Source organism: Paenibacillus sp. FSL H8-0317 (assembly GCF_045040685.1).
GTDB lineage: Bacteria > Bacillota > Bacilli > Paenibacillales > Paenibacillaceae > Paenibacillus.
The window spans coordinates 5,149,193-5,174,319 of sequence record NZ_CP150294.1 but is presented as its reverse complement, the minus strand read 5'-3'; the positions used below and the strand labels follow the sequence as shown (position 1 = coordinate 5,174,319).

The 25,127-nt window shown below is 47.6% G+C and carries 24 protein-coding genes and 1 other annotated feature; of the genes, 18 read left to right on the top strand and 6 right to left on the bottom strand.

Annotated elements, in window-relative coordinates; translation table 11 throughout:
• Nucleotides 1–3 precede the first annotated feature (3 nt).
• Genes MHB43_RS23205 through nirB form a run of 3 tightly spaced genes read right to left on the bottom strand, consistent with a single transcriptional unit; the run spans nt 4 to nt 3,650 of the window.
• On the bottom strand, nt 4–786 hold the full coding sequence (locus MHB43_RS23205; RefSeq protein WP_133385581.1) for a formate/nitrite transporter family protein: 783 nt from the start codon (nt 784–786) through the stop codon (nt 4–6).
• 49 nt (nt 787–835) lie between these two features.
• Nucleotides 836–1,162: a nitrite reductase small subunit NirD gene (nirD, locus tag MHB43_RS23200; RefSeq protein WP_076214275.1), complete on the bottom strand. Its 327-nt coding sequence runs from the start codon at nt 1,160–1,162 to the stop codon at nt 836–838.
• A gap of 58 nt (nt 1,163–1,220) precedes the next feature.
• Nucleotides 1,221–3,650 (bottom strand): nitrite reductase large subunit NirB, encoded by a 2,430-nt coding sequence (nirB, locus tag MHB43_RS23195; RefSeq protein WP_405130490.1) that lies wholly within the window; start codon nt 3,648–3,650, stop codon nt 1,221–1,223.
• Nucleotides 3,651–3,925: 275 nt separating this feature from the next.
• Between nirB and MHB43_RS23190 the strand changes: the two genes are divergently transcribed.
• The gene (locus tag MHB43_RS23190; protein ID WP_036615169.1) at nt 3,926–4,633 is read left to right on the top strand and encodes a metal-dependent hydrolase; all 708 of its coding nucleotides are present in this window, start codon (nt 3,926–3,928) and stop codon (nt 4,631–4,633) included.
• 230 nt (nt 4,634–4,863) lie between these two features.
• Here MHB43_RS23190 and MHB43_RS23185 read toward each other — a convergent pair whose 3' ends face one another.
• Together MHB43_RS23185 and MHB43_RS23180 are read right to left on the bottom strand one after the other, a co-directional pair.
• Nucleotides 4,864–5,184 (bottom strand): hypothetical protein, encoded by a 321-nt coding sequence (locus MHB43_RS23185; protein WP_076214284.1) that lies wholly within the window; start codon nt 5,182–5,184, stop codon nt 4,864–4,866.
• 159 nt (nt 5,185–5,343) lie between these two features.
• Nucleotides 5,344–6,417: a M42 family metallopeptidase gene (locus MHB43_RS23180; protein WP_405130489.1), complete on the bottom strand. Its 1,074-nt coding sequence runs from the start codon at nt 6,415–6,417 to the stop codon at nt 5,344–5,346.
• 579 nt (nt 6,418–6,996) lie between these two features.
• On the opposite strand from MHB43_RS23180, the gene spoVAC reads away from it, so the two are divergent.
• The 17 genes from spoVAC to leuS all read left to right on the top strand — a co-directional run bounded on the left by spoVAC (nt 6,997) and on the right by leuS (nt 24,139).
• Complete coding sequence (gene spoVAC / locus MHB43_RS23175) at nt 6,997–7,500, top strand: stage V sporulation protein AC (protein WP_036615164.1); 504 nt, start codon at nt 6,997–6,999, stop codon at nt 7,498–7,500.
• Nucleotides 7,497–8,513 carry a stage V sporulation protein AD gene (gene spoVAD, locus MHB43_RS23170; RefSeq protein WP_076214289.1) on the top strand — a complete coding sequence of 339 codons (1,017 nt, stop codon included), beginning with the start codon at nt 7,497–7,499 and terminating at the stop codon, nt 8,511–8,513. The genes spoVAC and spoVAD overlap by 4 nt, the downstream gene beginning before the upstream one ends.
• A 5-nt stretch (nt 8,514–8,518) precedes the next feature.
• Nucleotides 8,519–8,869: a stage V sporulation protein AE gene (gene spoVAE, locus MHB43_RS23165; RefSeq protein ID WP_036615159.1), complete on the top strand. Its 351-nt coding sequence runs from the start codon at nt 8,519–8,521 to the stop codon at nt 8,867–8,869.
• 208 nt (nt 8,870–9,077) lie between these two features.
• Nucleotides 9,078–10,034: a MoxR family ATPase gene (locus MHB43_RS23160; RefSeq protein WP_221821935.1), complete on the top strand. Its 957-nt coding sequence runs from the start codon at nt 9,078–9,080 to the stop codon at nt 10,032–10,034.
• A 66-nt stretch (nt 10,035–10,100) separates the two neighbouring features.
• Nucleotides 10,101–11,285: a DUF58 domain-containing protein gene (locus tag MHB43_RS23155; RefSeq protein ID WP_237175703.1), complete on the top strand. Its 1,185-nt coding sequence runs from the start codon at nt 10,101–10,103 to the stop codon at nt 11,283–11,285.
• The gene (locus MHB43_RS23150) at nt 11,282–13,495 is read left to right on the top strand and encodes a DUF4129 domain-containing transglutaminase family protein (protein ID WP_405130488.1); all 2,214 of its coding nucleotides are present in this window, start codon (nt 11,282–11,284) and stop codon (nt 13,493–13,495) included. Before MHB43_RS23155 ends, MHB43_RS23150 begins: the two co-directional genes overlap by 4 nt.
• Nucleotides 13,496–13,605: 110 nt before the next feature.
• Nucleotides 13,606–14,133: a YqeG family HAD IIIA-type phosphatase gene (locus MHB43_RS23145; RefSeq protein ID WP_221822062.1), complete on the top strand. Its 528-nt coding sequence runs from the start codon at nt 13,606–13,608 to the stop codon at nt 14,131–14,133.
• Nucleotides 14,130–15,257: a ribosome biogenesis GTPase YqeH gene (gene yqeH / locus MHB43_RS23140; protein ID WP_017687184.1), complete on the top strand. Its 1,128-nt coding sequence runs from the start codon at nt 14,130–14,132 to the stop codon at nt 15,255–15,257. Before MHB43_RS23145 ends, yqeH begins: the two co-directional genes overlap by 4 nt.
• Nucleotides 15,258–15,302: 45 nt before the next feature.
• Nucleotides 15,303–16,172: a shikimate dehydrogenase gene (aroE, locus tag MHB43_RS23135; protein ID WP_405130487.1), complete on the top strand. Its 870-nt coding sequence runs from the start codon at nt 15,303–15,305 to the stop codon at nt 16,170–16,172.
• Between the two features lie 81 nt (nt 16,173–16,253).
• Nucleotides 16,254–16,547 (top strand): ribosome assembly RNA-binding protein YhbY, encoded by a 294-nt coding sequence (gene yhbY, locus MHB43_RS23130; protein ID WP_017687186.1) that lies wholly within the window; start codon nt 16,254–16,256, stop codon nt 16,545–16,547.
• A 15-nt stretch (nt 16,548–16,562) separates the two neighbouring features.
• Nucleotides 16,563–17,153, top strand: a complete 591-nt coding sequence (locus MHB43_RS23125) for a nicotinate-nucleotide adenylyltransferase (RefSeq protein WP_076328126.1) — start codon at nt 16,563–16,565, stop codon at nt 17,151–17,153.
• Nucleotides 17,137–17,703, top strand: a complete 567-nt coding sequence (gene yqeK, locus MHB43_RS23120; protein ID WP_221821943.1) for a bis(5'-nucleosyl)-tetraphosphatase (symmetrical) YqeK — start codon at nt 17,137–17,139, stop codon at nt 17,701–17,703. Before MHB43_RS23125 ends, yqeK begins: the two co-directional genes overlap by 17 nt.
• Nucleotides 17,704–17,903: 200 nt before the next feature.
• Nucleotides 17,904–18,251, top strand: coding sequence for a ribosome silencing factor (rsfS, locus tag MHB43_RS23115; RefSeq protein ID WP_221821945.1), 348 nt, complete (start codon nt 17,904–17,906; stop codon nt 18,249–18,251).
• Nucleotides 18,248–19,153: a S1 RNA-binding domain-containing protein gene (locus MHB43_RS23110; RefSeq protein ID WP_405130486.1), complete on the top strand. Its 906-nt coding sequence runs from the start codon at nt 18,248–18,250 to the stop codon at nt 19,151–19,153. The genes rsfS and MHB43_RS23110 overlap by 4 nt, the downstream gene beginning before the upstream one ends.
• A 129-nt stretch (nt 19,154–19,282) precedes the next feature.
• Nucleotides 19,283–20,053: a class I SAM-dependent DNA methyltransferase gene (locus MHB43_RS23105; protein ID WP_405132462.1), complete on the top strand. Its 771-nt coding sequence runs from the start codon at nt 19,283–19,285 to the stop codon at nt 20,051–20,053.
• Nucleotides 20,054–20,278: 225 nt separating this feature from the next.
• Nucleotides 20,279–21,235 (top strand): phosphotransferase family protein, encoded by a 957-nt coding sequence (locus tag MHB43_RS23100; protein ID WP_405130485.1) that lies wholly within the window; start codon nt 20,279–20,281, stop codon nt 21,233–21,235.
• A gap of 111 nt (nt 21,236–21,346) precedes the next feature.
• Nucleotides 21,347–21,616 (top strand) — a binding site (T-box leader).
• Between the two features lie 78 nt (nt 21,617–21,694).
• Nucleotides 21,695–24,139 (top strand): leucine--tRNA ligase, encoded by a 2,445-nt coding sequence (gene leuS / locus MHB43_RS23095; RefSeq protein ID WP_074095915.1) that lies wholly within the window; start codon nt 21,695–21,697, stop codon nt 24,137–24,139.
• Here leuS and comER read toward each other — a convergent pair.
• A complete protein-coding gene (comER, locus tag MHB43_RS23090) occupies nt 24,120–24,965 on the bottom strand; it encodes a late competence protein ComER (protein ID WP_036615122.1) in 846 nt (281 codons plus the stop codon). The two genes, leuS and comER, sit on opposite strands and share 20 nt — an antisense overlap.
• Nucleotides 24,966–25,127 lie beyond the last annotated feature (162 nt).

The following is a 25,127-nucleotide window of genomic DNA, read 5'->3' as shown; positions in this document are numbered from 1 at the left end:
CTATTATGCCTTTTTTCGTACCGGTGAAGTGTACCAGTACGCCATGCCGACAAAGAGGGCACCCCCGATAATATTACCAAGCGTTACCGGAATCATGTTGTGGAACCAGCCTGCCATCGTGATTGTATCCGGGTGGTTTGGCAGCAACCAGGATAAAGACAGCAAAGTCATATTGGCAACACTGTGCTCATAACCACTTGCGATAAATGCGTACAGACACCACCAGATAAGAACAAGTTTGGCGATATCTTCTTTGGAGCGAGCGGCCATCCAGATCGCCAGACAGACGAGCCAGTTACAGAGAATTCCTCGGAAAAATAACTCAGATACGGGCGCCGCCATCTTTTTGGCAGAGACGACAAACAGCAGATGTTCCGGTGTGGCCGTTTTAAACAGGCCGCTACCGACTATAAGTAGACTTAATAGAATTGCGCCGAGCAGGTTACCAACAAAGACGAGCCCCCAGTTCTTCAACGTTTCGTTCACTGTGGTTCGGCCAGCCAGTGTACTCATGGTAAAGAACATATTGTTACCTGTAAAAAGTTCCGATCCGGCAAAAATGACCAGCGTGAGCGCGAGTCCGAAGGACATGCCCATCAACATGGTTTGCAGTGGTGACTGCGCCGCAAGGAGCGGAGCACCGATACTGAAGATCAGAACGATGCCAAGTCCTACATAGGCACCAGCCATCAAGGCTGCAACCATATACCGTGGCAGGCTTGCGTTCATTTGATCCCGTTTTTTAACCGCAGCTTCAATAATTCCCTCAACACTTGGTGTATACATCACGGTTTCCCCCATTATTTTGCATCAATCTTTGAACGTTTCAATGGAGCTATATTTCAATCCAGACTTGGCCGTTCTCTACTTTCACCGGATACATCTGTACTTGACCGTTGTCCGGTGCTTGCACAAGACCGGTAGTCAGGTCGATTTTCCAATCATACAGTGGATCGTACAGATAATGCCCGGACACGATGCCTTCAGCCAGCGGCCCACCCTTAGGGTGGGGATTGTGATTATCCGCAGCGAAGATGGTTCCATCCGATGCACGAAAGACAGCAAGCTGTTGATCCTTAATTTCAACTACTCTTCCGATTCGTGGCAGGAATTCTTCAACTACTCCGGCAGGGAAGTAGGTGCCTGATTGTTTGGTCGTCATCTTAAACCACTCCTTATCTATATTTAACATTCCGGCAATATTAATCTTGCGAACTTACTTATGGACGAGCCGATACTTCGATACCATGGAACATTTTGCTTTGGCCTTCTTCATTGCGAATCGCTTTTTGCCAAGGTTCTTCAACATGCTCAAGTGCAAATTCAATCCGCTGCATCAACGCTTTACGTTCCTCAAGGTTATCCACAACCACCGAACGAATATGCTCCAGACCCATGCGTTCCACCCACTCGGACGTCCGTTCCAGATAGTTACCTGTCTCGCGGTAATATTGCATGATGGCTCCACACAGTTCAATCAACTCTTCATCCGTTTTCACTTTACATAGGGAATCAGCCAGTCTTGCTTTAATACCACCGTTACCACCGATGAAGATTTCCCAACCTCCGTCGTTACCAACGATACCGATATCTTTGGTACATGCCTCTGCACAGTTCCGCGGACAACCGTTGACAGCATATTTAAACTTGGCTGGCAGATCCAGACGTTCGAATTTACGTTCGATGCGAGCGCCCATGGCCATGGAATCCTGTGTACCGAATCGGCAGAATTGGGAGCCGACACATGTTTTGACCGTACGCAGCGATTTGGCGTAAGCATAACCTGAAGGCATATCCAGTTCAGCCCAGACTTTGGTCAGATCTTCTTTTTTAACACCAATCAAGTCGAGACGCTGACCCCCAGTCACTTTGACTGCTTTCACATCATATTTGACTGATACGTCAGCGATTCGTTTAAGGTCCGCTGGTGTAGTCACCCCGCCATACATCCGAGGTACAACCGTATACGTTCCATCCTTTTGAATATTCGCGTTCATACGTTCGTTAACAAAACGGGATTCTTTCTCATCTTCGTGTGTATCTGGTGCAATCATGCCAAGGTAGTAGTTGATCGCCGGACGACATTTGGAACAACCTTCAGGTTGACTCCAACCCAGTACATTCATGACCTCTTTGGTCGTTTGTAATCCCTTTGCACGAATCTCGGCTACAATCTCATCCCGTCCCATGGAAGTACATCCGCATATTCCCTGTTTGGCTCCACTGCTGAAACTGTCTCCAAGTACATATTGCAGAATCTGTTCCACAACCGGTTTACAACCACCGCAAGAGCGAGTTGCACCGGTACAGGCTTTGATTTCATCTACAGTAGTAAGGCCCTGGTTTGTAATGACATCAACAATGGTTCCTTTGGTTACCCCGTTACATCCACAGACGATCTCGTCCTCGGGCATCGTTTCAACAGAGGTTGCTTTCTTATGACCACCGCAGCCTGTACCCATGAGTGAACCATACAATTCTTCGGTCATTTCGGTCTGTTGTTTAATCAGCTTCTGCAATTCGGCAGAATCCGTAATGTCACCGAAGAGCACGGCGCCGACCATTTTATTATCACGGAGCAGAATTTTTTTGTAAGTCCGTTTCCAGTCATCTTTGTGCGAAATGACGGTGTGCTCCGGACTGTCGATGAATTCACCGGTTGAAAAGACGTCTACACCCGAAATTTTCAATTTCGTAGATACAACAGAACCTTCATAAGGAGCCGTTTCAACCCCGCAGATATGTTTCGCCAGAATCATACCTTGCTCGAACAATGGGGCAACGAGGCCGTAACATACCCCGCGGTGCTCTGTACATTCCCCGACCGAGTACACATTCTCAAGTGAAGTCTGCATATAGTCATCCACGACAATCCCCCGGTTGACTTCCATACCGCTTTCGCGGGCTACAGCCGTATTGGGTTTAATGCCTACAGCCATGACCACAAAATCAACATTCAGAACCGTATCATCTGCAAAACGTATCCCTTCAACCCGTTCGCCGCCCAGCAGTTCGGAAGTCTGCGCACCCATTTTGAACCGGATACCCTGACGTTCGAGTTCCGCCTTCAACATGGCTGAAGCTTGCGGATCAAGCTGACGCTCCATCAGATCCTGCATTAAGTGCACTACGGTAACTTCCATGCCAAGTTGTACCAACCCTTTGGCAGCTTCAAGGCCTAGCAGTCCGCCTCCGATAACGGCCGCTCGTTTATACTGCTTAGCAGCTTCCAGCATGACATTGCAATCGGCGATATCGCGGAAACCGACAACACCTTCTTTGTCATGTCCAGGTACGGGGAGAATAAAGGAGTTAGAGCCTGTCGCAATGATGATTTTGTCATAAGGGAAGCGAGTTCCATCCTCCGTCACAACCTCATGGGTATCCGAATCAATTCGGGTTACGGTTGTTCCTGTATGGAGGGTAATACCATAATCCTGATACCAGTGGAGATCATTCAGTACGATGTCATCCAGTGTTTTGCTTCCTTCCAATACATAGGACAACATAATGCGGTTGTAGTTAGGGTAGGGCTCTGTGCCAAAAACAGTAATATCAAATCGCGTAGTTAATTTCAAAATTTGTTCTACGGTACTGATTCCTGCCATTCCGTTACCTATGATAACGAGTTTCTCTTTTTTTCCGTTCATGTGTGTATGCCTCCTTGTTTAGACGCTGTACATTACCAACAATTTTAGTGGTTTATATTTGAAATTATACAAGTAGTTGACGACAGTTTATGTGATTTAATTCACTAATAAAGATAAAAGAGTCATAAATATAATGGTGTGAGCCCCATCACAGAAAGTGATATTTATTTTTATACAAATAAGAAATGCGAACTATTGTTCTTATTTTGTTTTCGTTGTAAAATCGGAAATGGGCCGTATTGTTCCCGATTTCTTCGAAAGGACGTTTTTGCATCATGATGGGAAGATCCCACCTTATTATCGGGACAGGCGTGTCACTTTCTGTTCTGCAGTTGGCCGGTATGCCGGTGACAGCGCCGGCAGTTACGGTTGCTCTGATTGGTTCGTTATTGCCTGACATTGATGAGCCGAATTCGCTGCTGGTATCCAGAGCCTTGCCTAACAGTCTGATCAGGCTGTTACAGACGATTCTGTTGCCCACAGCTGTATTTGTGTACTTCTATGTTCATGCCAAACCATGGAACCTGTTGCTTGCGATCCTCATTGCGCTTGTGTCATTCCTGCCTTCGCGTTCGCTTCGCAAAGTGTTGATGTTTGCGATTGGACTCGGGCTGGTCTTTTATGGTCACGCGTTCGCACCGTGGAACTTGATTGCAGGCAGTTTGTTAATGCTCTGCACCACACTGACTCATAGGGGACTGACACATACCCTGTACGGAACCGCAATATGGGCGGGCTTGTTGTACAGCACGACCCAGCAGCAGGGACCGGAGATCTGGGTAGCGGGAGGCACGGCATATGCGATGCATCTGTTGGCCGATTCACTAACCAATCGGGGTATTCGTCCGTTACCACCGCTCAAGTGGCGAATACGGGTGAATCTGATGAGTACAGGGACCAAGCGTGGGGCCGTTGTAGAGAATGTCTGCATTGTGCTTACTCTTATTTTGGCCTGGATTGCATTCTCACCGCTATTTCTATAGCCATCCAAAAACGCCAGCCCGCATATTGTGGGCTGGCGTTTACAGGAATGCATTTCATAATGAATGGATCGTAATAACCTAGCCAATTCAGGATTGAGAAGGAGAATCAGTCAGGTCGTCAATATCGGAAGAACCGAATACAAATAAAACAACAAGAATGACAATAATCAATAGCTCAGCGAAACCATTTCCGTCAAAGTCAGACATCACTTCAACCTCATTTCTTGGCGTTAAGAATTGATTCTTTGTTGGAAAGCCCGTATAACATCATTCAACGTCATGTCCCCACCAATCTCATCCAGGAATTGCACCAGTTTGTCTTGATTCGATGGTGTGATATTTTGTAACGTTTTATATTGTCCGACCAGTTCAACGACCAGTGTAGCTTCTCGAAACAACGTGACCGCATCCACTCTTAACTTCCCACTGACCAGTAATGCTGCAACGATAAGTTCCAGATTTCTTCCTTTAAGGTTGCCATTGAGAAGGGTGTTTGCGGCATTTGTTTTTTTGGAGCCTTTATTCGATTTTCCATTCCTTCTCACTGCCATAACAGGTCCCCCGCTGCTTGGTGTTTAATTCATCTTCCGTTATTGTATCTTATGTATAATTCCCTATAATGTTCGGCCTATTAATCTACGTGTCTAACTGATATCGTTGTGAATATAAAAAAAAGACCTCCCGATTGTTAGGAGGTCTCTTGTCAGCTATTACGCGTTATTAATTATGGTATTCATCGTTGTCCGATCAAGACCTTTGACCAGCTTCACGATCAGTTCTTTGGCTGCATCGTAGTCATCCGTGTGAATGATGGAAGATGAGGTATGGATATAACGTGCGCAGATACCAATAACTGTTGATGGTACACCAATGCCACTCAGGTGAACTTGACCTGCATCGGTACCACCTGGTGAGATGAAATACTGCATTTTGATCTGATTGGATGAAGCCGTATCTTGAACATATTCCACCATTCCGCGATGGGTGAACATACCCGGGTCAAAAATACGAAGCAATGCGCCTTCTCCGATATGTCCAAAGGACTGTTTGTCACATGTCATATCATTCGCCGCGCTACAGTCAAGTGCAAAGAAGATATCAGGCTGAATCAGATTGGCCGCCGTACGTGCACCGCGAAGCCCCAGTTCTTCCTGAACCGTTGCACCAGCATAGAGTGTGTTAGGCAGTTTTTCCTTGTGAAGCGCTTCAACCAGTTCAAGTGCAAGTCCTACGCCGTAACGATTATCCCACGCTTTAGCCATAATCTTCTTAGGATTGGCCATAGGTGTGAATTCACAGATTGGCACAATCTGCATACCTGGGTGGATGCCCCAAGATTCTGCTTCCGCACGGTTGTCCGCCCCAATGTCGAGATACATGGTATTCAGATCCACAGGTTTGTTCCGCTGCGACTCATCCAGCAAGTGTGTAGGGGTAGAACCTACCACTCCGGTAATCCGACGATCAGGTGTGATAATTTCCAATCGTTGAGACAGTACAGCCTGACTCCACCATCCACCCAGTGGGCGGAATTTGATCATGCCTGTTTCCGTAATGCCCGTAGTCATGAAACCTACTTCGTCAAAGTGTCCGGCTACCATAACTTTGGGACCGGATTCCTCCCCGCGTAATACACCAAATAGACTCCCCAGACGATCCTGGACGAACTCATCGGTATAAGCGGAAAGCTTATCTTTCATCCAGCCGCGAAGCTCACGTTCAAAACCGGATGCGGAAGGAAATTCCGTCAACGTACGAAACATATCCATCGTTTTTTCATTCATGTGTCAACAACTCCTCTGTTGGTATGTATTTCAGGTCACAGTAGAACGGCTACCCGCCTGTTGTTATTTAACCACTGGTCACATTACAGTATGAACCTTGCGCAAGTGATTGTCCATGTTTATGTCACGTTTTTAAGGCATGTTTTGGGCGCTTACCGTGTCCAAGTTTCATGACTTTATCCGCTTTAGACTTAGTCCTGATGACACTTCAATGAATATGAATATATGGAGGAAGTGTCATCATTTTGTGATGTTCTTTATGTTCGATATTTGTTTGTCTGTTTCAGGAAGGAGCTAAATATCCAATGAAACCTCCAGAAGAGGGCACGGAAAAAGTACTGTTTATCGTTCTTTTTATCTTGCTCGTGATTGTTCTTCTTTATTTATAGAACGTATCTAAAAGTCCTCAGAACCGGCATATTCGCATCCTGCTTCCACAACATGATCTTGTTGGAAACATATGCTGTCTGTCGCCGGATACATAACCTTCCGATTATTAACAAACAATGAATATAGGATTACACACATTGGCATTCAGCCGTAGCTTTGAACCATTTCACATAGAGGAGGTCTTGTATCTTGCCAGCTCAATCTGCATCCGGAAGCGAAAAAAAATCGTCGTCCCTGTCCATGGATGAAAAGGAATACAAAAAAGTCGCAAAAAAACATGAGCCGCCTCGTCCAATCCTGAAAAATTGCCTCAAAGCATTTCTGGTTGGGGGTACGGTCTGTTTGATTGGACAGGCCATTCAAGAGGCTTTTATGGCCGGTTTCGACATGACATCGAAGGAAGCTTCTAGTCCTACAGTGGCGGTCATGATTCTCATATCGGTTATTCTAACGTGTCTCGGCGTTTACGATAAAATGGCTCAATGGGCAGGGGCAGGAACTGCTGTGCCGGTTACCGGCTTTGCCAATTCCATGTGTTCTGCTGCACTGGAACATCGTGCTGAAGGACTGGTGCTCGGTGTAGGGGCCAACATGTTTAAACTTGCTGGTTCCGTTATCGTGTTTGGTGTCGTGGCAGCATTTGTCGTAGGGATTGTTTACGCCTTTTTGGGATTTGGAGGTGGGCACCTGTGAAACGATTGGGTCGCCAGACGTGGCAGTTTGAGAATCGTCCGCGGATCATCGGTAAAGCCGCAGTTGTAGGACCAGAAGAAGGCGAGGGTCCACTGTCATCTGATTTCGATTATGTCTATGACAATCTCGAGATCGGCGAGAAGACGTGGGAAAAGGGAGAACGCAAACTGCTCGAACAGGCCTCCCAACTGGCATTGGTTAATGCAAATATCACCAAGGAAGAGCTTCAATTTTTTGTGGGTGGAGATCTGATGAACCAGATTATCAGCAGTTCCTTTTCAGCGCGAAAACTGGGTGTGCCTTACCTGGGTGTCTTTGGAGCCTGTTCTACTTCCATGGAAACGTTAGCGTTAGCGTCCATGATAGTTGACTCCGGGGCTGGAGATTATGTCCTTGCAGGAACGGTGAGCCACAACTGTACGGTGGAAAAACAATTTCGGTATCCGACGGAGTATGGTTCCCAAAAGCCGCCTTATGCGCAATATACCGTCACAGGATCAGGGTGTGGTGTGGTCTCCCGTACTGGTGATGGTCCCGTTGTTACCAAAGCCACGATTGGACGCATTATGGATCTGGGCATCAAAGATCCCTTTAACATGGGTTCAGCCATGGCGCCAGCAGCAGCCGACACCATAATCTCTCATTTCAGGGATACGGGATTGGAACCCGGCTATTATGATCTCATTGTGACCGGGGATCTGGCTTCCGTTGGTCTCCCAATTACGAAAGAGCTTTTGCAAAAAGAAGGCATTCCCATGGAACAGACGGTTTTTAATGACTGTGGCCTGATGATCTATGATCGGGAGAAACAGCCTTATGTTGTTGCCGGTGGAAGTGGCTGCGGATGTTCTGCCACCGTCACCTATGGTCACATTTTGAACCGGATGCAGAAGGGTGATCTTAAACGGGTGCTCGTCGTTGCTACGGGTGCGCTGTTATCTCCGATTTCGTACCAGCAGGGTGAAAGTATTCCTTGTATTGCACATGCCGTAGCCATAGAAAAGGAGGGATAAAGGTAATGCAGTTCTTGTGGGCATTTATTGTTGGCGGTTTAATCTGTGTTATCGGACAGCTTCTAATGGATGGGGTTAAACTGACGCCAGCTCATACCATGAGTACACTTGTTGTGACAGGTGCGCTTGCGGATGCATTTGGTGTGTATGACCCCCTGGTTAAATTTGCAGGTGCGGGTGCAACCATCCCCATCACAAGTTTCGGTAATTCCTTGGTGCACGGGGCATTGACGGAGCTGGAAAAAGAGGGATGGCTGGGTGTGATTACAGGGATTTTCGATCTGACTGCGGCGGGAATTTCGTCAGCGATCATCTTTTCTTTTCTCGCGGCATTGGTCGTTAGACCAAAAGGCTAACATAGAATGAGAAATCTACTTGAACATATTGCGATTCAACAGAGGCTTCGGATAACTTCTATCCGGGCCTTTTTTGTCGTATTCATGCGAGAACTGCGGTGAATCTGACGGGCTGGAAACAAATTGTGAGTTCCTTCGAGTGTACTCGTGACTCTGGATCATGTACAATAAAAGGAAATCTGTATGCTTTTTTAGGAGGTTAGACCACATGCCTGTGCGCAAAGAGTCGATCCAAATCATATCCGCAGTTCGTTCAAATCTGGAATCCTGTATTATGGGGAAATCCTTTGAAATTCAACTTTTACTTACAGCTTTGCTTGCAGGCGGGCACGTTCTGATTGAAGACGTACCGGGAACTGGCAAAACGCAATTAATCAAGGCATTATCGAAATCCATGCGTGGTGAGTACCGACGCATTCAATGTAATCCTGATATTCTACCAAGTGATATTACGGGGGTATCTGTGTTTCATCCGAAGGATGAGCGGTTTTACTTCCGGCCAGGTCCTGTGATGACCAACATTTTGCTAGCTGATGAGATTAACCGGGCCACAACAAAAACCCAATCGGCTCTGCTCGAAGTGATGGAGGAGCGCAGTGTAACCGTTGATGGTGATACGTATGATCTGCCACATCCATTCATGCTCTGTGCAACTCAGAATCCGATTGATTTTGAAGGTACGTATACTTTGCCGGAAGCACAACTCGACCGGTTTATGTTGAAAATAAGTCTGGGTTATCCTGATAAGGAAATTGAGAAAATTCTATTGAAACAGCATCAGCTCGGTCAGCCTGTAGATCGCCTTGAATCCGTGACTCATATGGACCAGATCTCGGCAATCCAGCAGGAGATTAAAGAGGTCTTTATCGGTGATCCGGTTATGGACTATTTGTTGGATGTTGTTCGTCAAACTCGCTCCCACCCATCTGTATTGCTGGGTGCCAGCCCACGGGCAGCCATATCGTTCATGATGGCCGTAAAAGCCTTTGCTTTCTTGCAGGAACGTGATTATGTGCTTCCGGATGATGTGAAAACGATGGCCCCTTATGTGATCTCTCATCGTATTGTGCTTCGTCCCGAATCGAGACTGGACAGTATGAGTTCCGAGGCCGTTTTGAAAGCCGTACTCCAGCAAGTACGCGTGCCCGTCTCCATGGGGCAATAGTTCATGAAGCCGCTTTTTAGAACAGTCAATAGAGGGTTACGCCACCCACGCGTATGGAGCATCGCAATGGTGTGGATGTGCTGTCTGGCTTATGTTTTGTTTCAGGGCGGGAAGACATCCCTTATGTTGCTGTCGATGGTGACCCTGCTCTGTGTGTATCTTGCCATTGCTGGATTTAGCGGGGTAAGACGTGCTCAAGGAGTTCGTAGGTTATCTTCTGGTCCAGACCACGAAGAATTGCTGCATGCGGGTGACCAGGTTCAAGTACAGCTGAGTCTGACGATTCCGGGATTCCTCCCGCTTCCCTATGTTGTTGTACGTGAAATGCTGCATCGGCACAACGGAGAATCGTGGTCGTTCAAGGAAAGTTTGATTCCCAATATGCGAGGTAATGGCGAGTTGTCTTTTCAGACACCGCCACTTGAGCGGGGAAAGTATGTTTTTTCGGAAACTGAATGTGCCAGCGAGGACATATTTGGACTGATTGAACATCGAGGAAAGTTTAAGGCCAAAGGTGAGTTTCGCGTACTGCCAAGAACGGTATTTATTCCATATTGGCAGCTCTACGACCGCAAATCACGGTTATCCGGTCCTCAGACGGCGTTAACCCGTTCACGGAGAGAGACCACTCAGATCAATGGTGTACGTGACTACGTATACGGAGATCGACTTTCCCGCATTCACTGGAATGCCACGGCAAAGACAGGGAACTGGAAGTCCAAGGAGTTTGAACATGAGTCTGTGCCCAAAACCATTCTGGTTCTGGATGCGCTGGCATCAAGTTATGAACATGGGGATGCTTTCGAAATTGCCGTTTCCACGGCTGCCTCTCTGCTGGAGTATGGTGTCAGGGAACGAATGGGGATGGGTTTGTTGACATTGTCAGAACAGACATCCTTCATGGCCCCCAGTGAAAGTCTGATGGAACGACAGAAGATGATGCATCATCTGGTGGATATTCAATATAACGGTCAGGATACCCATCTGTTGCCCGGCGTGGAAAGAATCGCACGTCAACTGCCTCAGGGAGCCTACTTTGTCGTGATTTCTCCCCAGAAGGATGAAAAAATAATGGAACTGTTGCGCTGGGCCGATACGCGGGGCATGACTCCATGTCATATTCTGATCGATACCAGTGAATCCCGCCGGAGTGCCGAGTGGAATGCCATGTTGCGTGGAAGAGGCACGAGGTCATTCACTGTTTCTCACTTGCAGGAGCTTCCAACGGTGATGGGGGGAGGTTCTGTATGAGTACAAAAGGAAATGAAAGTGTTGCAGGCAAACGATCCTGGTATCATGCAGCGTCGTTGCTCTGGATTTTCCTGATTGGAATGCAGTGGATTTCATTTACGCAGGAATCGTGGTACACGGAGACCACTTCTCTGGTGTTATGGACACTTGCAGCGGTCAGTGTGCTGGAGGTCATTCTGCCCTTCAAAACGATGTATCGGGCGATCATCAAGGCGGTCGTTGTTGGTTACATTTTGCATAAAACGCTAATTGATTATACGGTGTACATCCCTTATGGCTCTTTAACGGACCGAGCGGAACAATTCATATTACACATGACGCCGTACATCTGGTTCTCCCTGTGTGCATGGGTGATGCTTGAAGCTGCGCTTCGACTCGTGACCACAACACGTCGCATTCTTGTTTTTCTGGGTGTTAACATCATTTCGATGGGGATTCTCGATTCTTTCACTCAGATCCCACTCTGGATTGAAATCGCGTGGGTGATGTTTGCGGGGATGGGATGGCTCGTATGTCAGCATTTCCGTAACTATCAGCTACAGTATCCACAAGGTTGGAAACGAATCATCCGTTATCCTTATAAGGTCCTGGCCAATATTGCCATTATCTTTTCTTTGATTATTGTAGCCAGCGTTAATATGCCGGAGATTCCACCCACCTTGACGGATCCATACACAGCTTGGCGTAACTATACCGGAACTTCTACCAATCAGGCTGGTAATGGAAACCTTGATATTCCGACGGCTACTGAATCGGGATACAGCAGGGAAGACAATCAGCTTGGTGGAGGATTCAACTTCGACTATACCCCTGTCATGTCTGTCACCACCAATGAGCGCAGTTATTGGCGCGGTGAAACACGTGCAGAGTACACAGGCACAGGCTGGGATGACCGTGGACGGGGTTCAACAGAGAATGTTGAAGCCGGACAGCCTCTGGAGAACCAGGAATCCGGTAATGTGAATACCAAACAAGTGACTCAGAATGTAACGATGCTGAATGATAATGTCTATCCGATTCTCTTCGGTGCTTATTCGATCGCTGAAGTTAGCTCGATTAATGGTGAAGACAGAACGGAACGGATGTTGTGGAATGCCGAACAGGCTGAACTTCATGTGGTGACAGACCGTCAGCAACCACAGTATCCCAAGACGTATACTATCGTATCGGAAGCCCCTGTGATTGTGGAAGATGAGCTTCGTACGAAGTCATTTGAAGATCTTTATAACAGTAATCCGGCAGATGATATGTACTTGCAATTACCATCCCGTTTCCCTGACCGGGTGTCAGATCTGGCAGCCGAGATAACGGCATCTGCGAATACTCCGTATGAAAAAGTGGCATTACTGCAAAACTATTTACAAACTAATTTTGAATACACGAACAATCCGGATTTATCTCGAAAAGTAAGCAGCGACTTTGTGGAAGGTTTCCTGTTCGATATTATGGAAGGCTACTGTGATTACTTCTCCACTGCGCTGGTGATGATGGCGCGCTCGGAGGGCATTCCTGCAAGGTGGGTTAAAGGTTATGCGCCTGGACAACTGTCCCTGAACTCGGACATGCAGGCTCCACGTCAACCTGGCGCGGAGATTGAGACGACCTACACCGTTACCAATGCAGATGCACACTCCTGGGCAGAGGTCTATTTTGGTGAGTATGGATGGATTCCTGTTGAAGCAACGCCGGGCTTTGATATGCCGCTGCTGACGGAACAGCCTGATGTACAACCTGTAGATGAGCCTGAAGAAGAGCCAGAAGAGGAGCCGGTACAAGAGGAAGAGCAGACCCCTGCACCTGAGCAGACATCGTCTGCCATCCCAACTTTTGTTATCTGGGCTGCAGGAGCCATTATTGTATTGTGGGTAGCATATATGTTCTGGCGTAATCGTTTCTCCATGCGATTCTTCCTGCTTCGTCTACGGACAGGTGGACCGCTCACCCCTGAACAGAAGGTAGTGGCAGAGACCGAGCGTTGGATTCAGTATGTGAAACGCAAAGGGTTGACCCGGAGCGGAGACGAGACACTTCGTGAATCGGTAACCCGCTGGAGCCAGGCAAAACCTGCTGCAGAAGCAACATTGCATGAGCTTCTCACGAAGTTTGAACAGACTCGTTACAGTCCGGCGTCCGTAACTGCCGACGACTGGAAGGGCGTCTATCAGACCGCCTTGAAGCTGCGGAAGGAACTGAAAGCGGAACGGGCATAGTTGTTGCCCGTCCCGTTTTTCCTTTTTTCCTATGCCATCAGGCGCTGTATGCATTTTCAGGAAAGACGGATTTGTGATATAGTGTGTCGTATGAAACTGAGGTGACTTCTTTGTTTAAAATGTTAATGCCCAAGCTGCGTGTAGACACGGTTTTTGACATTAATCTGGAAGAGCTGTACGCTCAAGGCTACCGTGGAATTATAACTGATCTGGATAACACACTCGTTGGAGCCAAAGCCGCTGACGCTACGCCCGAACTGATTGAATGGTTTGCACGTGTGAAAGAGGCGGGTTTCAAGCTGATGATTGTGTCCAATAACAATTTGAATCGTGTATCCCTGTTTGCGACCCCGCTGGATATCCAGTTTGTGCATAGTGCACGCAAACCATCGAATGTACCGTTTCGTAGAGCAATGAAAATGATGGAGTTATCTCCTGAAAACACGATTGTAGTAGGTGATCAGATGCTTACAGACGTTTATGGAGGGAACCGAATGGGGTTATATACCGTTCTGGTACTGCCAATCTCCATTGGGGACGAAGGTTTTATGACCCGCTTCAATCGACGCGTGGAACGGATTGCTCTAACGAGTTTACGCAGGAAAGGCTTATGGCTTGAGGAGGAAAAGAAGAAATGACAGAACCGCATAACGGCAATCTTGCCGTAAGGTGCAGCGGATGCGGCGTGCATCTGCAAACAGAAAATTCGGAATTACCAGGGTTTATCCCCGAGAAGGCATTGGATCGTGAACCGGTTATATGCCAGCGCTGTTTCCGCATCAAAAACTACAATGAGTCATCATCCGTTACGGTGGATCAGGACGAATTCCTGGCGCTGCTTAGCAAAATCGGGGATAAGGATGCACTTGTCATCCATATCGTTGATTTGTTTGACTTTGATGGCAGCATTATCTCCGGTCTGCAACGTTTTGTAGGCAACAATCCGGTATTGCTTGCTGTGAACAAAACGGACTTGCTTCCGAAAGTAACCAACTGGAACAAGGTTCGCAACTGGGTACAGAAGCAAGCCAAAGAACAGGGTTTGCGTACCGTGGATGTAGTCTTGTGCAGTGCAAAGCAAAATCAGGGCTTCGACCGACTGCTTGAGCTTGTAGGAACGTATCGCGAAGATCGTGACGTATACGTGGTTGGTGGTACCAATGTGGGTAAATCCACACTGATTAACCGTCTGATTCGTGATTACAGCGATCTGGAGCAGGAGCTGACCACCTCCCGTTATCCGGGAACAACGCTGGATATGGTGAACATTCCGCTGGATGATGGAAAATATATTATTGATACGCCTGGAATCGTGTATCCATGGCGTTTCAGCGAGATTGTTTCACGTAAGGATCTCGCTGCCATCATGCCGGAAAAACCGCTTAAACCGGCTGTGTATCAGTTGAATTCCGGTCAGACGCTGTTCTTCGGCGGCATGGCTCGATTTGACTTTGTGGAAGGTGATCGCCAGTCGTTTACTTGTTTTATCAGCACTGCGCTAGATATTCACCGGACGAAGCTGGAGCGTGCAGATGATCTGTACCGCGACCACCTGGGAGAATTGTTGTCTCCGCCAACCCGTGAGGATGCAGCAGAGATGGCTGAATGGACCAGACATGAATTCCGCATCAAACGCGGCAGTCAATCGGATGTATTCATCTCGGGTCTGGGCTGGATTAAGGTTAATGGCGATATTGGAGCACTTGTTGCTGTGCATGCTCCAAAGGGCATTCGTGTACAGATCCGTCCATCCTTAATCTAATGTAATCTCAGAACCTGTACATCAGAGCGGATTGGAGGCGGACCTATGTCTGAGCGGAACAAATTCAACCCTTCATTTCCCGTGTTGCTTGGCGTTATGGGTGATCCTATTGCTCATTCCAAATCACCGGCAATGCACAATGCGGCCCTGCAGGCTGCAGGAGTGAATGGAATGTATATGCCACTGCATGTTCATCCGGGTCAATTGGAAGCGGCAGTTCGGGGGATTGTGGCATTGGGCTATCGTGGTGTCAATGTCACGATCCCGCATAAAGAGCAGGTGATGCAGTACCTGGATGTAATCGATGAAAGTGCTCGCCTGATTGGTGCGGTGAATACCATCGTTAATGAAAGTGGAACACTGACAGGGTACAATACGGATGGTATTGGCTATGTCCGATCGCTGAAGGAAGAGGCTGTGCCTGAGCTTGCGGGTAAACGTATTGCTGTACTGGGAGCTGGTGGAGCGGCAAGAGGCGTTATATACGCACTTGCATTGGAGAAGCCTGAGCAGATTCACATTCTGAATCGTACAGCGGACAGGGCTGTTGCACTTGCTTCGGATTTACGGGGCCATGGCTTGGGAGAAATCTCAGGCAGTGGCATGGAAGACGCTGCGACGGTCTTGGCTACGGCTGATATTGTGATCAACACAACGGCTGCCGGAATGTATCCTCATGTTGATGACCTGCCGGTTGATCCCCCACTAATTCGTGAAGGCGCAGCTGTGAGTGATCTGATTTATAATCCGCTGGAGACCCGTCTGCTTCGGGAGTCGCGGTTACGTGGATGCACAGTGCACGGTGGTCTGGGGATGTTTGTATACCAGGGTGCAGTGGCCTTTGAACATTGGCTCGGCATTCCGGCTCCTGTGGAGACGATGAGACGTGCGGTACTAAACAGTTTTGAAGTGTGAAAATAATAATTGAATGGTCAGGTCCGGACAGTTTTGTGCTGTCGATCAGGTCCTGCTCAACATAAGGAGTATGGAGTATTCATGTTAAACGGTAAACAAAAGCGCTTTTTGCGGTCACAGGCACATCACCTGACCCCTGTATTTCAGATTGGTAAAGGTGGAACCAACGAGCACCTGTTCCGTCACATCGAAGATGCGATTGAGAAGCGCGAATTGATGAAAGTGCAAGTGTTGAACAACAATGACGAGGACAGAAAAGAGATGGCAGAAGAAGTTGCCCGTGAAACGGGAAGTGAGCTTGTACAACTCATCGGTAATACAATCATCCTGTACAAAGAATCTCGCGATAACAAACAAATCGAATTACCTAGATAAGGGAGCGTGACGCAGGTGAAGATCGGCATCATGGGTGGTACGTTTGATCCGATCCACATGGGACACCTCCTGGCAGCTGAAGCGGCAAGGGACTCGCATGCACTGGATGAGATCTGGTTCATGCCTTCCCATGTTCCACCTCACAAACGCGGAGCCGGAGCTTCGGGACAGCAACGTCTCGATATGACGGAAGCGGCTGTGAAGGGTGTGCAGCAATATGAGGTGCTGGATATCGAGATGGAATTGGGCGGAGTGTCTTATACCATTGATACGATGAAGGAACTGTGGCGTCGCCATCCTGAACATGAATTCTATTTCATTATCGGGGCGGATATGGTGAACTATCTTCCCAAATGGGAGCAGATTGAAGAGCTTGCAGAACGCTTAACCTTTATCGGTGTTGGTCGGCCGGGCTTCCAGTTACATCTGGATGATTTACCAGACGAGTTACAGGATCGGGTCCTGCTGGCCGAGATGCCCTTGGTCGATATTTCATCGACAGCCGTACGCAGACGTCTGGCCAAAGGACATTCGGTACGCTTCATGATTCCTGATGAAGTGCACCAATACATTGTAAGGAGCGGTTTATATGGCACTAAGCCGTGATGAACTGATTCAAGCCGTATCCGGACAAATGCCGGAAAAACGCTGGAAGCATACACTGGGTGTAATGGAATCGTCAGTGATGTTGGCTGAAAAATACGGTGCTGATCCTGTGAAAGCAGATCTGGCAGCGATATTGCATGATGTGGCGAAGTACTGGCCCATAGCGGAGATGGAAGCGGTCATCCGTGATAACGGATTAAACCAGGAACTTCTGCAGCATGACAAGCAGCTCTGGCATTCCGAAGTCGGTGCTTTTGTAGCCAAGCGTGATTACGGTGTAACGGATTCCGAAGTTATTAATGCCATCCGGTGGCATACCTCGGGTCGGGTAGGTATGAGCTTGCTGGACAAAGTGGTATGTCTTGCCGATTACATTGAACCGGGACGAGATTTCCCGGGAGTGGAACACATTCGCGAACAGGCCGAACGTAGTCTGGAGGAAGGTTTAATTGCCGGATTCGATTCGACGATCAGCTTGCTGATCTCGCAACGACGTGTCATTTATCCTTTGACCATGCTGTCGCGGAATGACTTAATTGCACAATTATAGAGGTTGTTCAAAAAGTCCACTTTTGATTACGAAGGATGCCTAGCGGCATCATCAGCATCGAATATGAAATTCAGCCGAAATGTCCGTTGCTCACGTAGTTATCCTACGCTCCGCTACTCCATTTCTAGCTTTATTCCATCTTCTCGGTACTGAAAACTGATCTTTTTGAACACACAATTATAGATTATGGAGGTTGGTTCATGACAGTATCATCGAAAGAACTTATGAATATGGCGGTTACTGCCGCTGACGACAAAAAGGCATCCAATATTGTAGCATTGGATCTGATTAATGTTTCTCTGGTGGCGGATTATTTTGTTATTTGCCACGGGAATTCCGATACACAGGTACAAGCCATTGCCACTGAAATTCGCAAACAGGCTCATGCAGCCGGAGCGACGATCAAAGGTATCGAAGGTATGGATTCTGCACGTTGGGTACTGATGGACATGGGCGATGTTGTTGTTCATATCTTCCACCGCGACGAGCGTGAATACTACAACATTGAACGACTCTGGTCTGATGCCAAAGTGGTGGAAACTGTATGAGTTTGATTGCTGGAACAGTCGTCTCTTTGCCGGTTTCACGTGAAGTGTCTCCGTTTGGCTTCTTTTTGACGACAGGATCGGAAGATGTACTTCTTCACTATACCGAGTTAACGCGGGATATTAAGATTGGTGAGACGCTTGAGGTATTTGTATTCTTTGATACGGAAGATCGTCTGGCCGTAACGATGAAAAAGCCTTATCTCATGCTCGGCGAAATGGCACGACTGGTTGTGGCAGATGTTCACCCACGACTGGGCTGTTTCCTGGAAATGGGCCTTGGACGGCAATTGCTGCTTCCTATTCGCGAACTGCCTGAACTGGAAGAACTGCGTCCTCAAGTGGGGGATGAAGTCTTTGTAATCATGGAACATGACAAGCAAGGACGTCTGCGTGCCAAATTGGCCGGAGAACGTGAACTTTCACCATTGTCTTTCCATGCTCCAACTTCATGGTTAAACGAGTGGGTTGAAGCGACGGTATACAAGCCACTGCAGATGGGTACTTTTGTACTTGTAGAGGGCGGTGTACTGGGCTTTGGCGCAATTGGCATGATTCATTCATCCGAACGTAGTCATATGCTGCGTCTTGGGGAAAAAGTGAAATGTCGGGTGACACTGGTACGTGAAGACGGACGTGTGAATCTGGCCATGACTCAACTCAAACAAGTTGGACGTAACGAAGATGCAGACAAGCTGCTCGCCTTTATGAAAGAGCGCCCTATGGGCGGCATGCCTTACTCGGATGCAACTCCGCCGGATATCATCAAGCAGCGCTTTGGCATCAGTAAGTCTGCGTTCAAGCGTGCCTTGGGCAAATTGATGAAGGATGGACTGGTGGTTCAAAAGGAAAGCTGGACGTATCTGTCCGAATCTGCTTCTGCGGATCAAAGTGAAGACAAGTAATCTTCTTGATTAAATAGTTGTAATATGGAACTCGGATAAGGCAGGGATAGGCTGGGTAAACACCGGATGCCCCTGCTTTTTCTTTTGTTAACAGGATTGGAAAATGAAATTGAAAGTGCGGTGCCTGACATGTCTTACCGGAAATTTGCCTATGTGTATGATGAATTAATGGAAGATATGCCTTATCCGGACTGGATAAGGTTTGCAAGAACAGCATGGGAAAAGCATGGAATGCCCAAAAGTGTCGCTGAACTTGGCTGTGGAACGGGCTCCATTACGATCCCGCTCGTGAACTCCGGTTTTGAAGTTACAGGCATTGACCTCTCAGCAGATATGCTGTCGGTTGCGCGCAGCAAGATGGAGGCTACACCTCAGGGTCATCGCTTGTATCGCGAGGGCAGTGTCCGTTGGGTGCAGCAGGATATGCGGGAATGGCGAGTTCCGGAACCTGTGGATTCGGTGATATCTTTCTGTGATTGTGTCAATTATTTGCTTGAACAAGAAGATGTCATTCGAACATTCCAGCGGACATATGAGATGCTGAAGCCTGGTGGAACGTTCCTGTTTGATGTGCATCATCCCAATACCCTTATTCGTTATGATGAGGAGCAGCCTTTTGTACTGGATGAGCGCTCCGTATCTTATATCTGGACTTGTGATCTGGACCAGGATCGCTGTGAGATTGAACATCATCTTAGTATTTTTTCGCGTGTGGATGACGGTAGCAAGGATATGTATCAGCGGTTTGAAGAAGTTCATGTCCAGCGTGCATATAATCCGGACTGGATGAAGCTGGAGTTGTCCAAGGCAGGTTTTAGAGACGTGAAGGTATATGCGGATTTTGAATGGAAAGAGGCCGGAGACAGCGCTCAGCGCTTGTTCTACGTGGCGGTGAAGTAAGAGCCAATAATGAGAACTGTCCTTATGTATGGTGCATAAGGGCAGTTTTTTGTTTGATTTTCCATGGAGAATGAATAGCAATAGTATTAAATAGGGTAAAGGAATGCAAGAAAAGACATAACGACGTGACAAAAAGTATTGCCAGTTAAAGTAAAGGAGGCGATAATAGTCGGATAGAAAGCGTTTTCTGAGGAAATAAATCAAATGTCAATGTGAGGTGTAGAAATGGAAAGTACATATAAAACAAGACTTACGTCAGAACAGTTGAATGCCATAATAGAGCAGCATTTCTCTGCAAGTATAGAGGACTACAAGGAAATGGTGGATGGCTGGGCCAATCATGCATATCTCATCACACTGAGTGACGCACAGCGAGTGGTACTGAAAATTGCACCGTCGGCTTCGACAAATCTGATGCGCTGTGAGCAGGATCTCATGATTGCCGAAGTTGAGGCACTGCGCCTCATCACGGAGCTACAGGATGTTCCTGTACCGCAAGTGTTGGCCTATGATGATTCGTTAACTATGGCTTCAGCGCATTATTTTATCATGGAGTACATGTCTGGAACACCCTATAATCAGGTCAAGGATCAATATTCTGCGGAAGAGCAGGAGGCCATTGAACACCAGCTCGGTTGGTACAATCGTCGGATTAATGAGATCAGAGGCGAGAAGTTTGGATATTTCTCGGAGGAAAAACAGCGATATTCCACATGGAAAGAAGCATTTATGAATCTGATGGATGATATTCTTACCGACGGGGAAGAAGCTGAAATCACATTTTCGATCGATTACCCTGAATTGAGACGTTTGATTGAAGAAAAATCGGATGTGCTGGACGATGTCAAAGAACCTGTGCTTGTCAGTTGGGATCTGTGGGATGGCAATGTTCTGGTAGACAAAAGTCGCATCACAGCGATTATTGATTTTGAACGTTCTCTGTGGGCAGATCCTCTGATGGAGCATTACTTTAGTCATTTTAACTATACTCCCGGATTCGTGAAGGGATATGGGCATGCGATTACCACTGAAAGTGAATTGAAAAGAAGAAGTCTCTATGACTTGTACTTTGATCTGGTGCTGCGCATTGAGTGCGCTTATCGTCAATATGATAATCAGGAACATGTGAATTGGACCATTCATAATCTGGAGGAAGGCATTGAGCGTTTTCGGATATCCTGAACAGCAACGAGTGTTATGAACGGTACGAACCATAAACTTCAAGATGGCGATTATAACGTGTAATATTGACTTTGGGCTTGCTTTTTTGTATAATGGTCCCGATATTGTATACATATTTCGATGATAAGGATCAGTAGTAATTCCTGTACATAACAGAGAGCCGGCGGTTGGTGCAAGCCGGTTGACAGTGATTTGCGAACTCGCCTTGGAGAAATGCGGTGATTACACCATTCTGTTTAACCTGCTTGTATAAAACTTGGGTTCAGGAATGGAAATCCGCATCGGTTAACCGCCGTTACAGGTCCAAAGGGAGTGGATGACGAAGCACGTTCGTCCGCTAACTAGGGTGGTACCACGGGAATTCAACCTCTCGTCCCTAGCGCTGCAAACGCTACGGGATGCTGAGGTTTTTTTGTTGCAATTAAAGCTAACGCGAATAACCTGAAGGAGGAACAATAGATGAGTGAAAATAACCAGCCGAAACACGGCTATCAGCCACAAGTCATGGAAAAAAGTTGGCAGCAATACTGGGATGCAAATAAAACGTTTAAAACGGGTGAGGACCCTGCTAAACCGAAATTTTATGCACTGGATATGTTCCCTTATCCATCCGGTTCAGGTCTGCACGTAGGTCACCCGGAAGGATATACGGCAACGGATATCGTTTCCCGCTACAAACGTATGCGCGGTTACAATGTATTACACCCAATGGGTTGGGATGCTTTCGGTCTGCCTGCTGAGCAGCATGCACTGGATACAGGTGAACATCCACGAGATATTACATTCCGTAATATTGACAATTTCCGTCGCCAGATCAAATCGCTTGGTTTCTCCTATGACTGGGATCGTGAGATCAGCACAACGGACCCTGAATACTATAAATGGACGCAATGGATCTTTATCCAACTGTATAATAAAGGCCTCGCTTATGTGGATGAAGTAGCAGTTAACTGGTGTGAAGCACTTGGAACGGTACTGGCTAATGAAGAGGTTATTGATGGCAAGAGTGAACGTGGTGGACACCCGGTTGTACGTAAACCGATGCGTCAGTGGGTCCTGAGAATTACCGAGTATGCAGAGCGTCTGTTGGAAGACCTGGAAGAGCTGGACTGGTCTGAAAGCATCAAGGATATGCAGCGCAACTGGATCGGTAAATCGACAGGTGCAGAAGTTGTATTTGCCATTGAGGGTCGCGAGGAAGTCATCAAGGTGTTCACTACCCGTGCGGACACATTGTTCGGTGCGAGCTTTGCAGTACTTGCTCCAGAACATGAATTGGTAGAAGCAATTACAACCGATGACCAACGTGAAGCGATTCAGGCTTATCAGGAGCAGGCTTCTCGTAAGAGTGATCTGGAACGTACAGATTTGGCCAAAGACAAAACAGGTGTATTCACTGGCGCTTATGCAATCAACCCTGTTAATGGTGCAAAACTGCCGATCTGGATTGCTGATTACGTTCTTGCAGGTTACGGTACAGGTGCGGTTATGGCAGTTCCGGGTCATGATGCACGTGACTGGGAATTTGCGAAGCAGTTCGGTCTAGATATCATTGAAGTTATTCAAGGTGGAGACGTTACACAAGAGGCATATTCGGGTGATGGCGCGCATGTGAATTCCGATTTCTTAAATGGACTGAATAATGAAGAAGCGGTTGCCAAGATGATTGCTTGGCTGGAAGAGAACGGTAAAGGACAAGGGAAAGTAACCTATCGTCTGCGCGATTGGCTGTTCAGCCGTCAGCGTTACTGGGGTGAGCCAATCCCGATTCTGCATCTGGAAGACGGAACGATGAAGACCGTACCGGAGGATCAACTTCCACTGCTGCTGCCTGATATCGACCAGATCAAACCTTCGGGTACAGGAGAATCACCACTGGCGAATGTTACGGAGTGGGTGAATACGGTAGATCCGGAAACGGGAATGAAGGCACGTCGTGAAACCAACACCATGCCACAATGGGCGGGTAGCTGCTGGTACTACCTGCGCTTTATCGATCCGCACAATGACAAGGAACTGATCTCCAAGGAGAAACAGCAGCAGTGGCTGCCAGTTGATCTGTACATTGGCGGAGCAGAGCACGCCGTACTTCACTTGCTGTACGCTCGTTTCTGGCACAAAGTGCTGTATGATCTGGGTGTTGTGGAGACCAAAGAGCCTTTCCACAAACTGGTCAACCAAGGTATGATCCTGGGTACCAATAATGAGAAAATGAGTAAATCCCGTGGTAATGTCATTAACCCGGATGAAATCGTGAATGAATTTGGTGCAGATACATTGCGTCTGTACGAGATGTTCATGGGACCATTGGAAGCGACAAAACCGTGGAATGCAAACGGGGTTGAAGGCATGCACCGCTTCCTGTCACGTGTATGGCGTCTCTTCATTAACGAAGACACAGGAGCCATCAATGACAAGATTACGGTGGACGGTGGAACGGATGAGTTCAAACGGACTGCTCACAAAACGATCAAAAAAGTTACGGAAGATCTGGAACATCTGCGCTTCAACACATCCATCAGCCAGCTGATGATTTTCATCAACGATGCATACAAAGCGGACACACTGCCTCGTGAAGCGATGGAGAAATTTGTACAGCTGTTGTCACCACTGGCACCGCATATGGCAGAGGAACTGTGGAGCCGTTTGGGTCATGAAGGTGGAATCTCTTACGTGGCTTGGCCTGAATATGATGAGTCCATGACAGTGGATGCGGAAGTAGAAATCGTTGTTCAGGTAAACGGTAAAATTGTAACTCGTGCTACAATCGCGAAGGATCTGGATGCACAGGGTATGCAGGACTTTACGATGGAGCTGGCACCTGTTAAGCAGGCGCTGGAAGGCAAGACCATTCGCAAGGTCATTGCCGTTCCAGGCAAACTCGTTAATATTGTTGCCGGTTAATCTCACCGGCTCGGAATAGTTCATCCAGCTTTAACAAATCTTCATCATATTTGTCATGTGTCGTGTGGATCAGGCTGTCGAAAACGCCGTCAAGACTAACCTTCAGCAGTGCAAGTGCCTGAGCGGTAATACCGCCAGGTACAGCGACACGAGCCTGAAGCTCTTGCGGGGTGTATCCTCCTTCGGTGAGCAGCTTGCCTGTTCCCAAGAGCATTTCGCCAGCCAGAGCGCAGGCATCTGCCCTTTTGATGCCGGTCAGCTTCACTGCACTTTCGATCCACTGTTCCAAAAAGAACGATATGAATGCAGGTCCGCAGCTGGAGAAGTCGGATGTGATTCGTGTACAGGCTTCATCCACTTGGTACGGCCTGCCTATATGACTGAGCAGACTTTCCAACACAGCGCGGTCTTCACTGGTCATTCGTTCGCCATGTATGCAGAGGGATGCTCCACTGCCGACTTGGTGTGTGACGCTGGGAATTACCTTGGAGACTTTGCAAGGAAGTGAAGATTCCAGATGTCGCAGCTGCACGGGACTGGTGATCGAGACAATTATATGATTGGGATTCACGACAGGCAGGATGTCGTCAATAACATGTTTGAATTCAAGCGGCTTCACGCACAGGAAGATGATATTACTTCGGATCACCGTTTCCCGATTGCTCTGGGATTCATGCAGACCGGGGTAACGGAGGGATAACTGACGTACTTTGGACGGGGTTCGATTGCTGGCCGCGATCTGCCGGGGCTCAAGTGCACCCGATTGGATCAGGGCATAGATTAGCAGGCTGCCCATGCTGCCAGTTCCGATAAATCCAACCTTCATTGTTTCAGGCCTCCTTTCATGCTTTACGGTACTGGCGCAGTTCATTCCCTCTATTCTATGCGTGAGGACCTGTTTCACATGACATGAAAAATGAACAACTTGTTTCATCAGGAAAGTTCAACGGTTCGGAAGCACCGCCCGTGTTCGAAATGAATGATTTTG

Coding starts and splice junctions, on each gene's coding strand:
- MHB43_RS23160 (WP_221821935.1), top strand. CDS start 9,078: ATGCCTGTGCGCAAAGAGTCGATCCAAATCATATCCGCAGTTCGTTCA.
- MHB43_RS23110 (WP_405130486.1), top strand. CDS start 18,248: ATGAGTTTGATTGCTGGAACAGTCGTCTCTTTGCCGGTTTCACGTGAA.
- MHB43_RS23190 (WP_036615169.1), top strand. CDS start 3,926: ATGATGGGAAGATCCCACCTTATTATCGGGACAGGCGTGTCACTTTCT.
- MHB43_RS23205 (WP_133385581.1), bottom strand. CDS start 786: ATGTATACACCAAGTGTTGAGGGAATTATTGAAGCTGCGGTTAAAAAA.
- nirB (WP_405130490.1), bottom strand. CDS start 3,650: ATGAACGGAAAAAAAGAGAAACTCGTTATCATAGGTAACGGAATGGCA.
- leuS (WP_074095915.1), top strand. CDS start 21,695: ATGAGTGAAAATAACCAGCCGAAACACGGCTATCAGCCACAAGTCATG.
- spoVAE (WP_036615159.1), top strand. CDS start 8,519: ATGCAGTTCTTGTGGGCATTTATTGTTGGCGGTTTAATCTGTGTTATC.
- comER (WP_036615122.1), bottom strand. CDS start 24,965: ATGAAGGTTGGATTTATCGGAACTGGCAGCATGGGCAGCCTGCTAATC.
- MHB43_RS23100 (WP_405130485.1), top strand. CDS start 20,279: ATGGAAAGTACATATAAAACAAGACTTACGTCAGAACAGTTGAATGCC.
- yqeH (WP_017687184.1), top strand. CDS start 14,130: ATGACAGAACCGCATAACGGCAATCTTGCCGTAAGGTGCAGCGGATGC.
- nirD (WP_076214275.1), bottom strand. CDS start 1,162: ATGACGACCAAACAATCAGGCACCTACTTCCCTGCCGGAGTAGTTGAA.
- rsfS (WP_221821945.1), top strand. CDS start 17,904: ATGACAGTATCATCGAAAGAACTTATGAATATGGCGGTTACTGCCGCT.
- MHB43_RS23105 (WP_405132462.1), top strand. CDS start 19,283: ATGTCTTACCGGAAATTTGCCTATGTGTATGATGAATTAATGGAAGAT.
- yhbY (WP_017687186.1), top strand. CDS start 16,254: ATGTTAAACGGTAAACAAAAGCGCTTTTTGCGGTCACAGGCACATCAC.
- MHB43_RS23155 (WP_237175703.1), top strand. CDS start 10,101: ATGGTGTGGATGTGCTGTCTGGCTTATGTTTTGTTTCAGGGCGGGAAG.
- MHB43_RS23180 (WP_405130489.1), bottom strand. CDS start 6,417: ATGAATGAAAAAACGATGGATATGTTTCGTACGTTGACGGAATTTCCT.
- aroE (WP_405130487.1), top strand. CDS start 15,303: ATGTCTGAGCGGAACAAATTCAACCCTTCATTTCCCGTGTTGCTTGGC.
- yqeK (WP_221821943.1), top strand. CDS start 17,137: ATGGCACTAAGCCGTGATGAACTGATTCAAGCCGTATCCGGACAAATG.
- MHB43_RS23185 (WP_076214284.1), bottom strand. CDS start 5,184: ATGGCAGTGAGAAGGAATGGAAAATCGAATAAAGGCTCCAAAAAAACA.
- MHB43_RS23150 (WP_405130488.1), top strand. CDS start 11,282: ATGAGTACAAAAGGAAATGAAAGTGTTGCAGGCAAACGATCCTGGTAT.